Here is a 14,685-nt window from a genome sequence, read left to right as displayed (position 1 = left end):
CACGAAACCTACTTGTTAAGAATCAGCTTTCCCTGGCGGGTAATCTTCAACCGGTAATAAGCACCGTGATGCTCAATTCCGATTTCGCGGCGCCCGCCGAAAAGGTCCGTGCTGGAAATCGTCCGGTCAGGCGTAACGCCGCCTTGCCTGACGGCCAGATGCTGTATGTCTGCCTGTCCGCGCGGGTCGATCGACAAATAGGTCTTCATTGGAAAGAACCTCCATTTTCAGGTCACTGGCTTGGGCTCACATCGACAGCATGTTTTCTGCCATTCGCTTTCTTGACTTTTCTTATCATATTTTATAGCCACCGCAATACCGGAGTGGAATAATCAAGATAAATTTCCTAACCGGATAATCGTCGGCAAGCCAGCGCCAGCCGGCCAGTTGCTGTGTTTAATTGCTGGAGACATCGGGCATGCGAAATTACGCGCGACGCACAAACCTTGGCTTGCTGTGCGGGACTTCAATGGCGACGCTGGTTTTGTCGATGAACGCAATGGCCGAGGAAGTGCCGGTACTTTTGTCGGAAGCGTCAGGCAGGGTCACCCTTCTCGACCGTATAACGGTGGTGAGCAGGACAGAGGAAAGCGCGCTCGAATCACTGGCATCAGTAAGCCAGATCAGCGGCGAGGAACTTGAGCGCCGTATGGCGACCAACGCCAACGACATCTTCTTCGGCGTTCCCGGAATCAAGGTTTATTCCGACGGACGCCCGGCGGTCAGCAACATCAACATCCGCGGCCTTCAGGACGCCGGACGCGTTTCCGTCATCGTGGATGGCGCTCGCCAGAATTTCCACAAGGCGGGCCATGAAGTGTCCCGCATGTTCTGGCTCGACCCGCAGCTTGTCCAGCAGGTGGACGTCATCCGCGGCCCCAGCGCGAACACGTTTGGTTCAGGCGCAATTGGCGGCGTCGTCTATTTCGAAACCAAGAAGCCCGATGATTTCCTGCGTGACGATGAGAATTACGCGCTGTCGCTCACGGGGCGTTATGAATCGAACGGTTCCGGCTGGACCACGAGCGCGATCGGCGCCTATCGCTTCAACGAAGCCGCCTCCGTTCTCGGCAACATCGTCTGGCGCGACTATGGTGACTACAAGGATGGCGATGGTTCACGCGTCGACAACTCCGGCTTCGACGTGCTGAGCGGCCATGTAAAGGGAACCATCAGACCAACGGAGAACAGTGAGCTGACGCTCGGCTGGACCGGGTCCCGCGACGACTGGTCTTCGACGGCAACCCGCGACTACCGGCTCGACAGCGACACGTTCACGGGCGAGTTCAAGATCTCCGACGCCGAGGAGAAGTGGCTCAATCTCAACATCAAGGGTGCGGTCAACAGCATCGATCTAACCCAGACCGATACGGGCCGGCGCCCCGGCACATCGGGCTACGACCTCAGAACGACCAGTTTCGATATCTGGAACACATCCTATTTCGATACCGGGATGATTGCCCATGAACTGACAGTGGGCGGCGACTGGGTCTATGACGATTTCACCTCGAATGCGGCGTCAGGCGGCTCCGACACTTACAACCCGACCGGCACCCGCAGGGTCTGGGGCGCCTACGTTCAGGACAAGCTCACTTATGACTGGCTCGAAGTCGTCGCCGGGCTGCGCTACGATTCCTACGAACTGGAGGCGTCCGACAAGAATTCAGGCGACCGGTTCTCCCCCCGCCTCAGCGTTGGCGTCTCCCCCTTCAGCGAGGGCGTTCTTTCCGGTCTGCAGTTTTATGGCTCCTATGCAGAAGGCTACCGTGCACCCAACACGTCGGAGGCCTACATCACCGGCGGCCATTCCTTCCCCGGCTTCAGCTTTGCGTTCCTGCCAAATCCCGACCTCAGGCCCGAGACCGGCAAGACGTGGGAGGCGGGCATAAACTACAAGGCCGACGGAATCTTCGATGCCGGGGATACGCTGCGGCTCAAGGCAGCCTACTTCCACAACGACATTGACGACTACATTACCATTCCCACTTTCCCGGCAATTCCAGGCAGCGAATGCGCCAGCCTCGGTCACACCATGTGTGCGCAGTACCAGAACGTCTATGCTGCAGAAATCCAGGGCTTCGAACTCGAGGGCCGCTACGATGCCGGGCGCTATTTCGCCGGTCTCGGCATCTCCGTCATCGACGGTCATCAGACCGACAGGGATGGCGTGCGTTCGGACCTCACGACCATTCCCTCAGCCAGCGTCACGCTCGATGGCGGCATGCGTTTTCTCGAACGTCGCCTGACACTCGGTGGCGAGGTGCAATTCAACAGGGCTCCCAGCGGCACGACCTTCGCCGAGGATTACACGCTGGTGAATCTCTATGCGAACTATCAGCCCAATGAGAACCTCCGGTTTGATTTCCGCGTCGACAACCTTTTCGATAAGCGTTACGTGCTGCCGATCGTTGACGTTTCCGATGGTATGCATGCACAACCCGGCCTGACCGTAAAGCTCGGCGCAACCGTCCGTTTTGGAGGATAAAATGCCGTCTCGATTACTTCCATCTTCTCTTCTGTCCACCGCTGGCCGTATCGCGCTGGCGTTGGCCGGCACGCTGGCAGCAACCCTGCCAGGGGCCGCGCAGGACCCTGCCGCCGGCGCGATCAAGCTGGAGCTCAACGCTCTTCAAAAAAGCGAAAAGGGCTGCCGCATCGCATTCGTGGTCGAGAATGCGATGGGCCAGGATATCGCCCGGGCAGCCTACGAAATCGCCCTTTTCAGCAAGGAAGGCCTCGTTGACCGGCTTCTGGTCCTGGACTTCCAGGAACTGCCCAATGAGAAGACCAAGGTGCGGCGGTTCGACCTCGCCGATGCCGATTGCGATGCGATCGGGCGTGTCCTGATCAACGACGCTTCGGCCTGCGAAGGCGATGGGCTCGAGCCCGGTGACTGTATTGCCCGGCTGGAAGCAACCAGCCGCGGCACTGTCACCTTCGGCAAATAACGTTCACAAAACAAACCCCACAGGAATGCCCCCATGTTCGACGGCGTCATCTCTTCCATAGGCTCCTTTCTCAAGCTCGGCGGCCCCGTCGTTGCGATCCTGCTTGTTCTGTCGGTCTTCGCTCTGGCGCTCATCCTTCTGAAATTCATGCAGTTTCAGCGCGAGCGGGTCGGCCGGCACGGGCGTTCCAACCGCGCGCTCCATGCCTGGTTCCACCACAACCAGGGCGAGGCACGCTCGATGCTCGCCAATGCGCGTTCGCCGCTGGAGGAAACGCTCGCAACCACAATGCGGCTTGCCGCGGCAAAAGCCGACAAAGGCGCCGTGGAAGACGAGGTCAGCCGCCTGGCGCTTGGCCGCCTGCACGATCTGCAACGCGGGTTTCGCGCGCTCGACGCCATCGCCCAGGTTGCCCCTCTGCTTGGCCTGTTCGGCACGGTTCTTGGCATGATCGAAGCCTTCCAGAAGCTGCAGGAAGCCGGGAATTCAGTGGATCCGTCACTGCTCGCCGGCGGCATCTGGGTAGCACTTCTGACCACGGCCTGCGGCCTTGCCGTTGCCATGCCCGTTTCTCTCCTTCTCACATGGTTCGAAACACGCATCGAAAACGAGCGCGTCGCCATCGAGACGATGACCGCAACCGTTCTGTCGCACGCGTCGATCGAGAAAGCGGAAGAACAGGCAACGTCGGCAGATTCCGGCGCGCCACGGCTTGTGACAGGTGAGAGCTATGCGCATTGACGCGGCTGCGGTCAGGAAGAGAAAGCCCCTGTCGCTCACATCACTGATCGATGTGATCTTCCTCCTGCTGCTCTTCTTCATGCTCACCTCGACCTTTACCCGCTTCGCCAGGGTCGAGATTTCCGGCGGGCCGGCGTCAGCCTCTGCCGGCGGCAAGCCGCCGGACGTGCTGATCCGCGTCGATGATCCGGCGGGCTGGCGCGTCAATGGCCAGACGCTCGCCGAAGAGGCAGCCATCGTCGAACTCGCACGCCTGAAGGAAGCCGGCGCAGAAACCGCCGTTCTCCTGGTGCGCGGCGAGCTTACATCCCAACAGCTGGTCGAGGCGGTGGAGAACATTCGTCGCAACACCGAACTCAACCTTTCCGTCGCGAGGTAATCCCCATGCTCCGCCTTGCCCGTCCCAAGCAGCCCCGCCAGCGGGAAAGCACGATCGCACTGATCAACATCGTGTTCCTGATGCTGATCTTTTTCCTCGTTGCCGGCACGCTGACCCCGCCGCTCGACAATGATGTCAGCCTGATCTCCACCGTCGAGGCCAATCCGTCGGAACCGCCGAATGCGCTGTTCGTCACCGAAGAGGGTGAGATGCGCCTGCGCGGTACGGCGACAGATGCGCAGGGTTTCATGCTCGCGCGTGCAGAAACCCTTGGTGAAGAGGCTGCAAGACAACTCGAGATCAAGGTGGCAGCAGACCGCGACCTGCCGGCCGCCAAACTCGTCGACATCGTCGGCGCCCTCAAGGCAGCCGGTGCCAGCAGGATCAGCATCATCACGGAACGTACGGCAGAATGAAAATGCGCGCCTGGAAATGGGCCGTAGCGCTCGCCGTATCGTTAAGCCTGCACGCGGGTGCGGCGGTCTATGTGATGAGCCGCCCGACAGATGTCGAGATCGCCGGTGGCGGCTCGACGGAAATCGCGATCGCCGGCAACGCCTTTGCCGATATGGTCGCCGCCGGTGAAACGACCGAGGAAGTCGTGCCGGAAACGCAGCCGGAGACAGAGCCGGTTCAGCCCGAAACGGCAAGCGAGGTGCCCCCCGAGGCACCGGTCGAAACCGTGGTTGATGAAGCCCCGACCCCGGTCCTGGAGGCAGAGCAACCCGTTACCGAGGTGACGGAGGCAGAGACAGCAGAGGCTATCGAGCCGGTCGAGAACGCGCAGATCGTGGCAGCGCTCTCGGAAGCGCCGGTTCCAACGCCCCGCCCCGCCTACACACCGCCGCCCAAGCCAAAGGTCGAGAAGAAGCAGGTCCAGAGGACCAAAAAGGCACCGCCCAAAAAGCGCAACGCCGGCTCAAAGGGCCGCGACACACAGGACGCGCGCCGCGGAACAACCTCCGGAAAGCAGAATGCCGGTCAGGCCTCCAAGGGCCGGCAGGTCGCGCGCGCCACAAAAAGCGGCAATGCGCGCGTCTCCAACTATCCTGCAAGGTCGTCTCGAAACTGCGGCGCTCGCTGCGCTATCCGAGCGCGGCAAAACGCCAGCGGCTCAAGGGCGAGGTCCGCGTACGCTTCACGGTCGCGCGGAACGGTTCCGTGAGCGGCATATCCGCATTGTACGCAGTTCCGGCTCTAGTGTCCTCGACCAGGCCGCCCTCGAGACGGTTCGCCGTGCAGCGCCCTTCCCACGAATTCCGGATGAAGCCGGTCGTTCGAGCTGGGGTTTTACCGTTCCGCTGGCCTTCCGCCGTTGATCGCGCCAGACCGTCCGCGCAGCCATCGGGCTGTGCGGTGGAGGATTTCAACCTAAACCGAAGCCAAAAGGCTCGCATTGCCGCCTGCTGCCGTCGTGTCGACACAGATGGCGCGTTCATGGGCAAAGGCAGCCGGGTAGATCGGCTCGACGATCAGCGGGACAATCGCCCCCTCGCGCCCGGCAAGCGCCCGGCGCAGGTCTCGCAGCCATTCTTCCCCGCCACAGGCGGCCACCAGATCGATGCCAGGAGCGCCGAGTGTCTCCGGAGCACGGTGCCATCGGCTGCCTCCAGCGGAAGCCCCTGCCCGAGCAGCGGCCTGAGAATGCGGCGCGCTTCCGGATGCACTGCGAGCACCGCGTTTCCGGCTGACAGTGCCTGCACGACCTGCGCCAGAAGGACTTCTTCATCAGCGCCCAGACAGAGCGCGCGGCCGCGCGGCGTCAGCATCAGTGTGTTGGCCTCGCCAGTCGGTCCCGGCAGATCGAGTGGCCCCTGATCCAGCGCCGCCGAGGCTGCCATCGCTTCCTGTGCCCTGCCACGCAGGAGCTTCCGCAGGACCGGGAGCCTGTCTGCACGCGCTGTCCACTTTGCATCCATCGCAGGCAGGAGACGGCTCACCGCATCGGCGGCAAGCTCGGGACCTGACGGCGCTACCTGCGCGATCTCCGCACCACGCCGGAAGCGGCGCAGATAGTGCGGGCCGCCGGCCTTGGGCCCCGTTCCCGAAAGCCCCTCGCCGCCGAAGGGCTGCGAGCCGACAACAGCGCCGATCTGATTTCGGTTCACGTAGATATTGCCGGCATGCACCCTATCGATCACGTGCTGTGCGCGGGCATCGATGCGCGTGTGAAGCCCGAAGGTCAGGCCATAACCCTTTGCGTTAACATCGGAAATGACCATGTCTATGTCATCCGCCTCGAATGTCGCCACATGGAGGATCGGGCCAAAGATTTCGCGCTCCAGTTCGCCGATCCCGGACACTTTGAAGGCGGATGGCGCCACGAATCGCCCGCCATCCGGCACATCGAGTGCCGCGATCCGGCGCCCCTTGTCCGACATCTGCTGTGCATAGCTGCCGATCGTGTCGAGTGCCTCACCGTCGATCACCGGGCCGACGTCAGTCGAAACCTCCCATGGATCGCCAATGCTGAGCGCTGCATAGCCCCCTTCAACATCTCGATCACCCGATGCTCCACATCCTTCTGCACATAGAGCATGCGCAGGGCCGAGCAGCGCTGGCCGGCGCTCTGGAAGGCCGAGGCCACGACATCGCGCACCGCCTGCTCGGGCAGTGCCGTGGAATCGACGATCATCGCGTTAAGCCCGCCCGTTTCGGCAATCAGCATTGCGCCCGGACCGGCATTGTCGGCAAGCTGGCGCTCGATCAGCCGCGCCACTTCGGTCGAACCGGTGAAACACACGCCGGCGATCCGGGGGTCAGCCGTCAGCGGACCGCCCACCGTCGGGCCATCGCCGATCAGAAGCTGCAGCACATCGGCCGGCACGCCCGCCTCATGCATCATCGTCACGGCGCGGGCGGCGATCAGCGAAGTCTGCTCGGCCGGCTTGGCAATAACGGCGTTGCCGGTCACAAGTGCAGCTGCGATCTGGCCGGTGAAAATGGCGAGCGGAAAGTTCCACGGCGAAATACAAACGATGACGCCGCGTGCCTGCGTTTCCCTCTCCACATGCTGCGCCTCGCGGGCATAATAGCGCAGGAAGTCGACCGCTTCGCGCACTTCGGCAATGCCGTCTGAAAGCGACTTCCCGGCCTCGCGCGTGGCAAGCGCGAAAAACTCCGCAGCGTGCGCCTCGTAGAGATCGGCAATCCGCCGCAGGATGTCGCCGCGCTCTCCAACCGGCGTCTCCGCCCAGCCGGGCTGTGCCCCGAGCGCAATATCCACAGCCGCGTCCGCCTGCTCCCGCGTGGCATCGCGTACCCTGCCAACGGTCTCCGACAGCCGCGCCGGATTGACCACCTCGCGCCTTTCGCCATCTCCCTTTGCCGGCGTGATGGAGATGGCTTCCCATTCATGCGGCGCGGCAAAGGGCGCGCGGGCCGCATTGAGCTCGGCCATGGTCACGGGGTCCGTAATGTCCCAGCCCCGGGCGTTCTTTCTGGAAAGCCCGAAAATCTCCGAGGGGCGTTCAATGGCCGGGTTGGCGGCTTTGCCGTTCGCCTCGATGGCTGCAAAAGGGTCGGCAGCGATTTCTTCCGCGCTGACATCCTCATCGACGATCTGGTGCACGAAAGAGGAGTTCGCGCCGTTCTCCAGAAGCCGCCGCACCAAATAGGCGAGCAGATCCTGATGTGCGCCGACCGGCGCATAGATGCGACAGCGTGTGTTTTCGCGCTTGCGTACGGTTTCGTGCAGCGCTTCGCCCATGCCATGCAGGCGCTGGAACTCGAACCGGGTCTTGTCCGTTGCCATGGCGAGGATCGCGGCTGCCGTGTGCGCATTGTGGGTCGCGAATTGCGGATAGATGCGATCCGTCATGCCAAGCAGTTTGCGGGCGCAGGCAACATAGCTGACATCCGTGTTCACCTTGCGCGTGAAGACGGGGAAGCCGTCGAGCCCCATCACCTGGGCGCGCTTGATTTCCGTATCCCAGTAAGCACCTTTCACAAGGCGCACCATGATGCGTCGGTCAAGCCGTTCTGCAAGTTCGTAGAGCCAGTCCAGCACGAAGGGCGCGCGCGGGCCATAAGCCTGTACCACGACGCCGAACCCGTCCCAGCCGGCAAGCTCTTCGTCCGCCAGCACCGCTTCGATGACGTCGAGCGAAAGGTCGAGGCGATCCGCCTCCTCCGCGTCGATGTTCAGCCCCATGCGGGCGTCGCGGGCTGCAAGGGCCAGGCTTTTCAGCCGCTCGATCATCACCGGCAGCATCTGCGCCTTCTGCGTCGCCTCATAGCGCGGGTGAAGCGCGGAAAGCTTGACGGAAATGCCCGGATTCTCCCGGATGTCGTCCCGGTTGGAATACCGCTTAAGTGCGGCAATGGCATCCGCATAGGCCTTGTGATAGCGCAGCGCATCGACTTCCGTGCGGGCTGCCTCGCCCAGCATGTCATAGGAATATGTATATCCCTTCTCCACCATGGAGCGGCCGCGCTTCATCGCTTCCTCAATGGTGCGCCCGAGCACGAACTGCTCGCCCATTTCGCGCATGGCGCGCGATACGGCCGTCCGGATCACGGGTTCGCCCATGCGCCGCACGAGGCCGCGCAGGACCGCTTCCACCCCCTCACCTTCATCGTCGAGCACCCGCCCCGTGAGCATCAACGCCCAGGTGGATGCGTTGACGAAAATCGAAGCGGATTCGCCCGAATGTGCGGACCAGTCATGCGGCGCGATCTTGTCGCGGATCAAATCGTCCATCGTCTCTGCGTCCGGCACGCGCAACAGCGCCTCGGCCAGACACATCAGCGCCACGCCTTCCTGCGTCGAGAGACCGTATTCGGAAAGAAATGCCTCCATCATGTGCATGTCGCTCGAAGAACGCACCGCCCGCACCAGATCGGCGGCGTTGGCCGAGATCCGGCCTCTGTCTTCGCTCGACAGGTCGGCCAGGGCGATCAGCCGCTGCAACGCCTCCGCCTCATCGGCCAGATAGTGAGCCCTGATGTCCTCTCGCAGTTTTTCCGGCGCATTCTTCTGCATGACGTCCTCAAATATGGAATGGCTTGCGCGGCGCTCCCGTCACCGCATTTGAGCCGATCATAGCACAGCGAGTTCGGTCGATCGGGCTAATTGCTTGCGCATTCCAGTTCATATGGACTATCTTCTCTGGCAAAATCAGCTCCAGAAAGGCCCATCCTACATGGTGACAGAACGTGTGGACCGCATCGACCGCAATATCCTGGACGCCCTGACCAAGGATGGCCGGCTTTCCATCGCCGAGCTCGCACGCCGGGTGGGCCTCTCCAAGACGCCGGTTCAGGCGCGGCTGCGGCGTCTCGAGAAGGAAGGCTATATTCGCGGCTATTCCGCCATCATCGATCGCGCGCGCATCGGCGAAGGTCACATCGCCTTCGTTCAGGTGGAGCTTGAAGACACACGTTCATCCGCGCTTGCCGCCTTCAACAAGGCGGTGCTTGCCGTGCCCGAGATCGAGCAGTGTCACATGACAGCCGCCGGCTTCGACTATCTGCTCAAGGTGCGGACCCGCGACATTTCAAGCTATCGAAAGGTGCTCGGCGAACGCATCTCCGCCCTGCCCCATGTCGCCCGCACCTCGACATTCGTGACGATGGAAACGGTCAAGGACCGCTAGGGTCCAGCGTCTTCAGAAAGGCGATGAGCGCCTGCCGCCCGCGATCGGTGAACACCACGCCGCGAATCTCGCTTTGACCCGACACTGCGTCGGGTGCGCTGCTGTAGTGGTCGATCACCGCTTCGAGCGAAGCAATCTGGCCGGCATGCATGTAGGGCGGGCGTCCCGCCACGCCGCGCAGCGAAGGCGTCTTGTAGGCCCGCTCCATCGCGGTCGCGTCGCGCTTCATGAAACGCAGGGCTTCGCAGGCCTCGGGCGTTGCATCGCTATGGCGTCCCAGGCAGTTGAAAGGGTCGGACTGCACGGTGGCGATGCCCGTGGCACGCCCCAGATCCTCCGGCAGCCCCTCAGCAGGTGGCACGCCCGTATTGTGGAAATGATCGTCCGTTAAACGCGGCCCGTTATGGCATTCAAGGCAATTGGCCTTGCCGATGAAGAGCCGCAGCCCCTCGAGTTCCAGATCAGAAAAGGCTGCATTCCCGGCCGGCTGCTGCCCTGCCGCCATCGCCCGCGCAAAACGGTCGAAGCGGGTTTCGGGCGGTGCCAGCGTGCGTTCAAACGCAGCAATCGCCTTGCCGATATCGGCAAACACCCGGTTGACCGCTTCTCGTTGCTCCGGCGCCATTGCAGACCAGTCTGCGCGCTCGGTCTCTGTTCCAAGCGGGCTGGCGTTTTCGGGAGCTTGCGAAAGGTCCGGCAGGGGGCCGAAAATCTCCTCATAGGTTCCGGCGTAGGCCTCGGCGATGTAGCGCGCATATGCGGTGCGGTTGCCGGCATGCTCTCGCTGGTCCTCCAGAGGTGTGAGCGCCTGCGCCCAGAGGCTGTCGCGCCGCCCGTCCCAGAATTGCCAGATGTTCCACGCGGCGCCCGCAAGCGGCATTGTGCGCCGGTCTGTTTCTGCAACCCCGACACCGCGCGGAAGACCGTCCTGAAACTGCCGGTCGGGGTTGTGGCATGTGGCACAGGAGACGGTTCCAGTGCCGCTAAGCCCCTCATCGAAAAAGAGCCGTCTGCCGAAATCCGCCGCCCGCGGATCATCCGCAAAGCGATTTCCTGGTGAAGGTGGCACGGGCCCCAGCGCATCAATCGAGAGAGACGCGATCTTCGCCCTCTCATCTTCGCTCAGTGCACCGGAATCGCAGGCGGACAACGCAAGAAGACCGCACAGCGCGCCGATTGCAGCATGGCGGCGCGCCGTCTTCATGTCACAGATCCAGATTGAAGACCGCCTCATCGAGCCCCGGATCGGCCGATATCCCGATGCGGATTTCCCAGTGCCCGCCCATATTGAAGCGCATGCCCTCCACCCGGTAACGCCCTTCTCCCAGGTTTTCGGCTGCCTGCGGCTCGGTCGGCAGGCCGTGCCCGTGGGCCGGCATGCCGCCATCGACGGCTATCGAAGCATCCGTCACGGGCGCGCCATCGGGCGTGGTGACCGTCACCACCCACTCGTGGGTCTCGTTTACCGGTACGGGCTGTGCGTCGGTCTCGAACATGACCTGATAGAGCCCGTCCCTGCTCACCGTGTTATAGGCGATGTCGATCTCGGGTGCGGGCGGGGTGAAGAGACGGTAGGCGGCATAAATCGCGATGGCCGCCGCGAGCAGGCCCAGACCCGCAAGCATGAAGCGCCTTGTTCCGTTAACACGCTGTGGCGGCATGTGCTCCCTCCGACTCGGCAGATGCCCTACTTAACCCGCAGCCCCGCTCCTGTTCCATAGTTACTCTGTCGCAATCTGGAAAAGGCGCCGGAAAAGACAAAGAAAAACCGGCGCATCGACGCCGGTTTCCCCACTTGACCCTGGCTCGGGTGCCTAGAGCCCCAGCCCGCCAATGCAGACATATTTGGTGTCGAGATAGTCTTCGATGCCCTGGTGACCGCCTTCCTTGCCAAGGCCCGATTCTTTGAGACCGCCGAACGGCGCTTCCACCGTGGTGATGATCCCTTCATTGACCCCGACGAGACCGTATTTCAGCCCCTCCATCACGCGGAAGGCGCGGCCCAGATCGCCGGTGTAGAAATAACAGGCGAGACCGAAGACTGTGTCATTGGCAAGCTTGACCGCTTCTTCCTCCGTCTCGAAGCGGAACACCGGTGCCACCGGGCCGAAAATCTCTTCCTGCATGAAGCGCATGTCGGGCGTGGCGTTGGAGATCACGGTGGGCTGGAAGAACGAGCCGCCCAGCGCATGGCGCGCGCCGCCGGCTGTCACCCTGCCGCCCTTCTCCGTAGCGTCGGCGATCAGTTCCTCCACCTTCTCGACCGCCTTCTCGTCGATCAGCGGTCCCTGCTGGGTCCCGTCCTCGAGACCGGATCCCACCTTCAGCTTTTCGGCCGCCGCCGAAAGCTTCTCCACAAACCTGTCATAGATGCCGGCCTGCACGAAAAAGCGGTTGGTGCAGACACAGGTCTGACCGGAGTTGCGGTATTTTGCGGCCATGGCACCCTCGACCGCCCGGTCCAGGTCCGCGTCGTCAAAGACGATGAACGGCGCATTGCCGCCCAGTTCCATCGAAACCTTCTTCACCGTGCCCGCGGTCTTTTGGATCAGAAGCTTGCCGATTTCGGTGGAGCCGGTGAAGGTGATCTTGCGCACCAGCGGATTTTCGCAGAGCTCGTCGCCGATCTCGGAGGCCGAGCCGGTCAGGATGTTCACCACGCCTTTCGGAAATCCGGCCTCTTCGCACATAACACCCCAGGCGAGCCCGGAATAGGGCGTCTGCGACGCCGGTTTGGCAATCGCCGTGCAGCCTGAGGCAAGTGCCGGGCCAAGCTTGCGTGCCAGCATTGAGGAGGGAAAATTCCACGGCGTGATCGCGCCAATGACGCCGACCGGTTCCTTGGTCACCAGAATGCGGCGGTCCGCCCAGGGCGACGGCACCACATCGCCATAGACCCTGCGACCTTCTTCCGCATACCAGAGAATGTAGGCCGCCGACATGCCCACTTCGCCCTTCGCCTCGGCAAAGGACTTGCCCTGCTCCATCACCAGAAGCTCGGCGAGCGCATCCTGATTGTCCATGATCACATCGTGGAGCCTGCGCAGAAGTTTTGCGCGGTGGTCGGCAGATGTCTTCTTCCAGGAGTGGAACGCGGTTTCGGCCGCTTCGATCGCGCGGCGGGTTTCAGCCGTGCCCGCGCGTGGCACGGTGCCGATCTTCTGGCCGTTGGCCGGATTGACGACATCGATGGTCTGCCCCGAATCCGCCTCGACCCAGGCTCCGTCGATGAAATTGGCCTGGCGCATGAAATGACTGGTCTTCTGAAGCATCTGGGTCTTCTCCTCTGTTTGCGCGGCACCGTACTGTCCCGAGGCGCCCCGGCTAGGGGCTGACTGGCCCTATTGATAGGTCCAGTGGAGCACGGAAAGCCAGAACGCAGTCGAAAGCACGGCGAACGCCGTGGCGATGGTCATCGCGTTGGAGGCGAGTGCCTGTCCCGTGCCGAAGCGTGAAGCGATCAGATAGGGATTGACCCCGGAGGCAGCCCCGCCGCAACGACGGCGATCTGCGCGCTGAAGACCGGAAGGCCGATCAGAAGCGCGACACCAAGGGCAACGGCAGGCATCAGGAAAAGTTTCAGCGCAGCGATCACGATTGCGGGACGCACATCGCCCGAAATTCCGAACCGCCGCAGCCCAAGCCCCATCGCAAAAAGCGCCACTGGACCCGCGACATTGGCCAGCGCATCCACGAAACGGGTTCCGAGCGCAGGCATCTCGAGCCCGGAAAAACGCCAGAGCAACCCGGCAATGATGCCGATGATCAGCGGACTGGAGAAAAGCCTTGTCAGAAACTCGCGGACAATTGAAAGCGCACTGCCGCCCTTTCGACCGACGAGCGCGAAAAGCAGAATCGACATGCCCATCATGATCGGCAGATGAACCGAAACGATCAGTGAGAGGACCTCAAACCCCTCCTGCCCGAACACGCCAAGCATGAAAGGGATTCCCAGCAGGACGAGATTCGAAAAGCTTGTCGACAGACCGGCCACCACGCCGGCGCGCGCGTCGCGCCCGAAAAAATGCACAATGATAAAGTGCCCCGCCACCCAGGCGACGGCAACGGCGCTGAAATAGGTTGTCCAGAGCGCCCAGGGCAGGTTTCCGTCGAATGCGGCGCCCGCCATGGTGCGGAAAAGCAGAAGCGGCACCGCGACGGTCACCGCAAATTCGCTTAGTGCATCGCCGGTTTGCGGCTTCAAAAGGCCGCTCCATCCGGCGACATAGCCGAATGCGACAAGACCAAAGACGAAGGAGACGGTTTCAACGAGTGGAGACATGCAGCCTGTTTAGCGGCAATGGTTGCCAAGGGAAACCATCAGTCAGACAATTCCACTCAGGGCAGCAAGGCGGCTTTCAAGTGCTGTCCCTGTGCCTATATGCTAGGAAGAATAGTTTGAGGATTGCCATATGTTTCGCCTGCTCGTTGCCATCATTCTTCTTTTCAGCGTCTTTCCGGCGCAGGCAACCGAGGCGGGATGGGCGCTTTTGCGCAATGGCGGGCAGGTCGTGCTGATGCGCCATGCCATTGCTCCAGGCAGCGGTGACCCGGCCAATTTCGACATTGAGAACTGCGGCACCCAGCGCAACCTGTCCGAGCGCGGGCGCCTGCAGGCCCGCCGTATCGGCGCCCTCGTCGATGCCCGCGCTGCGCCGGTGGAAAAGGTGCTTGCGAGCCGCTACTGCCGGACCCGCGACACGGCCACGCAGGCCTTTGGCTCCGACGTGGTCGAGCTCTTTCCCGCGCTTGATCTGCCCGCAGACGACAGCGCCATGGAAAAGCAGAAGGCGGAGCTTCTCGCACGAATCAACGACTACACCGGCTCGGGAAACCTGTTCCTGATCACCCATCTTGAAATCATTGAAGCGCTGATCGGCGCCTCGGCGCGAGAAGGCGAGGCCATTATTTTGTCACGCGGAGGCGACAATCTGCATGCCGCCGCGCGCATCAAATTCAACTGATCGTGCCATCAGTGGAGCCTATAACCCCTTTTCCTGCCGGCAAAAAGCGATTAGAG

The 14,685-nt window shown here is 62.2% G+C and carries 13 protein-coding genes and 2 pseudogenes; 9 read left to right on the top strand and 6 right to left on the bottom strand.

Annotated elements, in window-relative coordinates:
• Positions 1–8 precede the first annotated feature (8 nt).
• On the bottom strand, positions 9–209 hold the full coding sequence (gene hemP / locus JCM21793_RS05795) for a hemin uptake protein HemP (RefSeq protein WP_007006809.1): 201 nt from the start codon (positions 207–209) through the stop codon (positions 9–11).
• A gap of 260 nt (positions 210–469) precedes the next feature.
• Here hemP and JCM21793_RS05790 point away from each other — a divergent pair, with 260 nt between their 5' ends.
• From JCM21793_RS05790 to JCM21793_RS31700, 7 genes are read left to right on the top strand one after another with little or no spacing between them, the layout of a single operon-like run.
• Positions 470–2,485 (top strand): TonB-dependent receptor domain-containing protein, encoded by a 2,016-nt coding sequence (locus JCM21793_RS05790; protein ID WP_007006810.1) that lies wholly within the window; start codon positions 470–472, stop codon positions 2,483–2,485.
• Between the two features lies 1 nt (position 2,486).
• On the top strand, positions 2,487–2,948 hold the full coding sequence (locus tag JCM21793_RS05785; protein WP_025029747.1) for a hypothetical protein: 462 nt from the start codon (positions 2,487–2,489) through the stop codon (positions 2,946–2,948).
• A gap of 33 nt (positions 2,949–2,981) precedes the next feature.
• Entirely contained in the window at positions 2,982–3,689 is a 708-nt protein-coding gene (locus JCM21793_RS05780) for a MotA/TolQ/ExbB proton channel family protein (protein ID WP_007006812.1), read from the top strand.
• Entirely contained in the window at positions 3,679–4,068 is a 390-nt protein-coding gene (locus tag JCM21793_RS05775) for a biopolymer transporter ExbD (protein ID WP_007006813.1), read from the top strand. The genes JCM21793_RS05780 and JCM21793_RS05775 overlap by 11 nt, the downstream gene beginning before the upstream one ends.
• 5 nt (positions 4,069–4,073) lie before the next feature.
• Positions 4,074–4,484: an ExbD/TolR family protein gene (locus tag JCM21793_RS05770; RefSeq protein ID WP_025029746.1), complete on the top strand. Its 411-nt coding sequence runs from the start codon at positions 4,074–4,076 to the stop codon at positions 4,482–4,484.
• Between the two features lie 2 nt (positions 4,485–4,486).
• Positions 4,487–5,233, top strand: a complete 747-nt coding sequence (locus JCM21793_RS31705) for an energy transducer TonB (protein WP_502685575.1) — start codon at positions 4,487–4,489, stop codon at positions 5,231–5,233.
• On the top strand, positions 5,115–5,387 hold the full coding sequence (locus JCM21793_RS31700) for an energy transducer TonB family protein (protein WP_502685574.1): 273 nt from the start codon (positions 5,115–5,117) through the stop codon (positions 5,385–5,387). The genes JCM21793_RS31705 and JCM21793_RS31700 overlap by 119 nt, the downstream gene beginning before the upstream one ends.
• Before the next feature lie 52 nt (positions 5,388–5,439).
• On the opposite strand, the pseudogene putA reads toward JCM21793_RS31700, so the two are convergent.
• A pseudogene (gene putA / locus JCM21793_RS24390) lies at positions 5,440–9,052 on the bottom strand (bifunctional proline dehydrogenase/L-glutamate gamma-semialdehyde dehydrogenase PutA).
• Positions 9,053–9,212: 160 nt separating this feature from the next.
• Between putA and JCM21793_RS05755 the strand changes: the two are divergent.
• Complete coding sequence (locus JCM21793_RS05755; protein ID WP_036539747.1) at positions 9,213–9,665, top strand: Lrp/AsnC family transcriptional regulator; 453 nt, start codon at positions 9,213–9,215, stop codon at positions 9,663–9,665.
• On the opposite strand, the gene JCM21793_RS05750 is transcribed toward JCM21793_RS05755, so the two are convergent.
• The 4 genes and pseudogenes from JCM21793_RS05750 to JCM21793_RS24385 form a co-directional block, all read right to left on the bottom strand.
• The gene (locus JCM21793_RS05750) at positions 9,652–10,869 is read right to left on the bottom strand and encodes a cytochrome-c peroxidase (RefSeq protein WP_025029744.1); all 1,218 of its coding nucleotides are present in this window, start codon (positions 10,867–10,869) and stop codon (positions 9,652–9,654) included. The two genes, JCM21793_RS05755 and JCM21793_RS05750, sit on opposite strands and share 14 nt — an antisense overlap.
• 1 nt (position 10,870) lies before the next feature.
• The gene (locus tag JCM21793_RS05745; protein ID WP_036539736.1) at positions 10,871–11,326 is read right to left on the bottom strand and encodes a FixH family protein; all 456 of its coding nucleotides are present in this window, start codon (positions 11,324–11,326) and stop codon (positions 10,871–10,873) included.
• Between the two features lie 153 nt (positions 11,327–11,479).
• Positions 11,480–12,937 carry an NAD-dependent succinate-semialdehyde dehydrogenase gene (locus JCM21793_RS05740; RefSeq protein WP_025029742.1) on the bottom strand — a complete coding sequence of 486 codons (1,458 nt, stop codon included), beginning with the start codon at positions 12,935–12,937 and terminating at the stop codon, positions 11,480–11,482.
• A gap of 69 nt (positions 12,938–13,006) precedes the next feature.
• A pseudogene (locus tag JCM21793_RS24385) lies at positions 13,007–13,947 on the bottom strand (AEC family transporter).
• Between the two features lie 130 nt (positions 13,948–14,077).
• Here JCM21793_RS24385 and JCM21793_RS05730 point away from each other — a divergent pair.
• Positions 14,078–14,629, top strand: coding sequence for a histidine phosphatase family protein (locus tag JCM21793_RS05730; RefSeq protein WP_007009716.1), 552 nt, complete (start codon positions 14,078–14,080; stop codon positions 14,627–14,629).
• Positions 14,630–14,685 lie beyond the last annotated feature (56 nt).

The organism is Nitratireductor aquibiodomus NL21 = JCM 21793 (assembly GCF_000615975.1).
GTDB classification, from domain to species: Bacteria; Pseudomonadota; Alphaproteobacteria; order Rhizobiales; family Rhizobiaceae; genus Nitratireductor; species Nitratireductor aquibiodomus.
The sequence above is the reverse complement of the archived record's forward strand: the minus strand, read 5'-3'. Positions and strand labels throughout refer to the sequence as shown.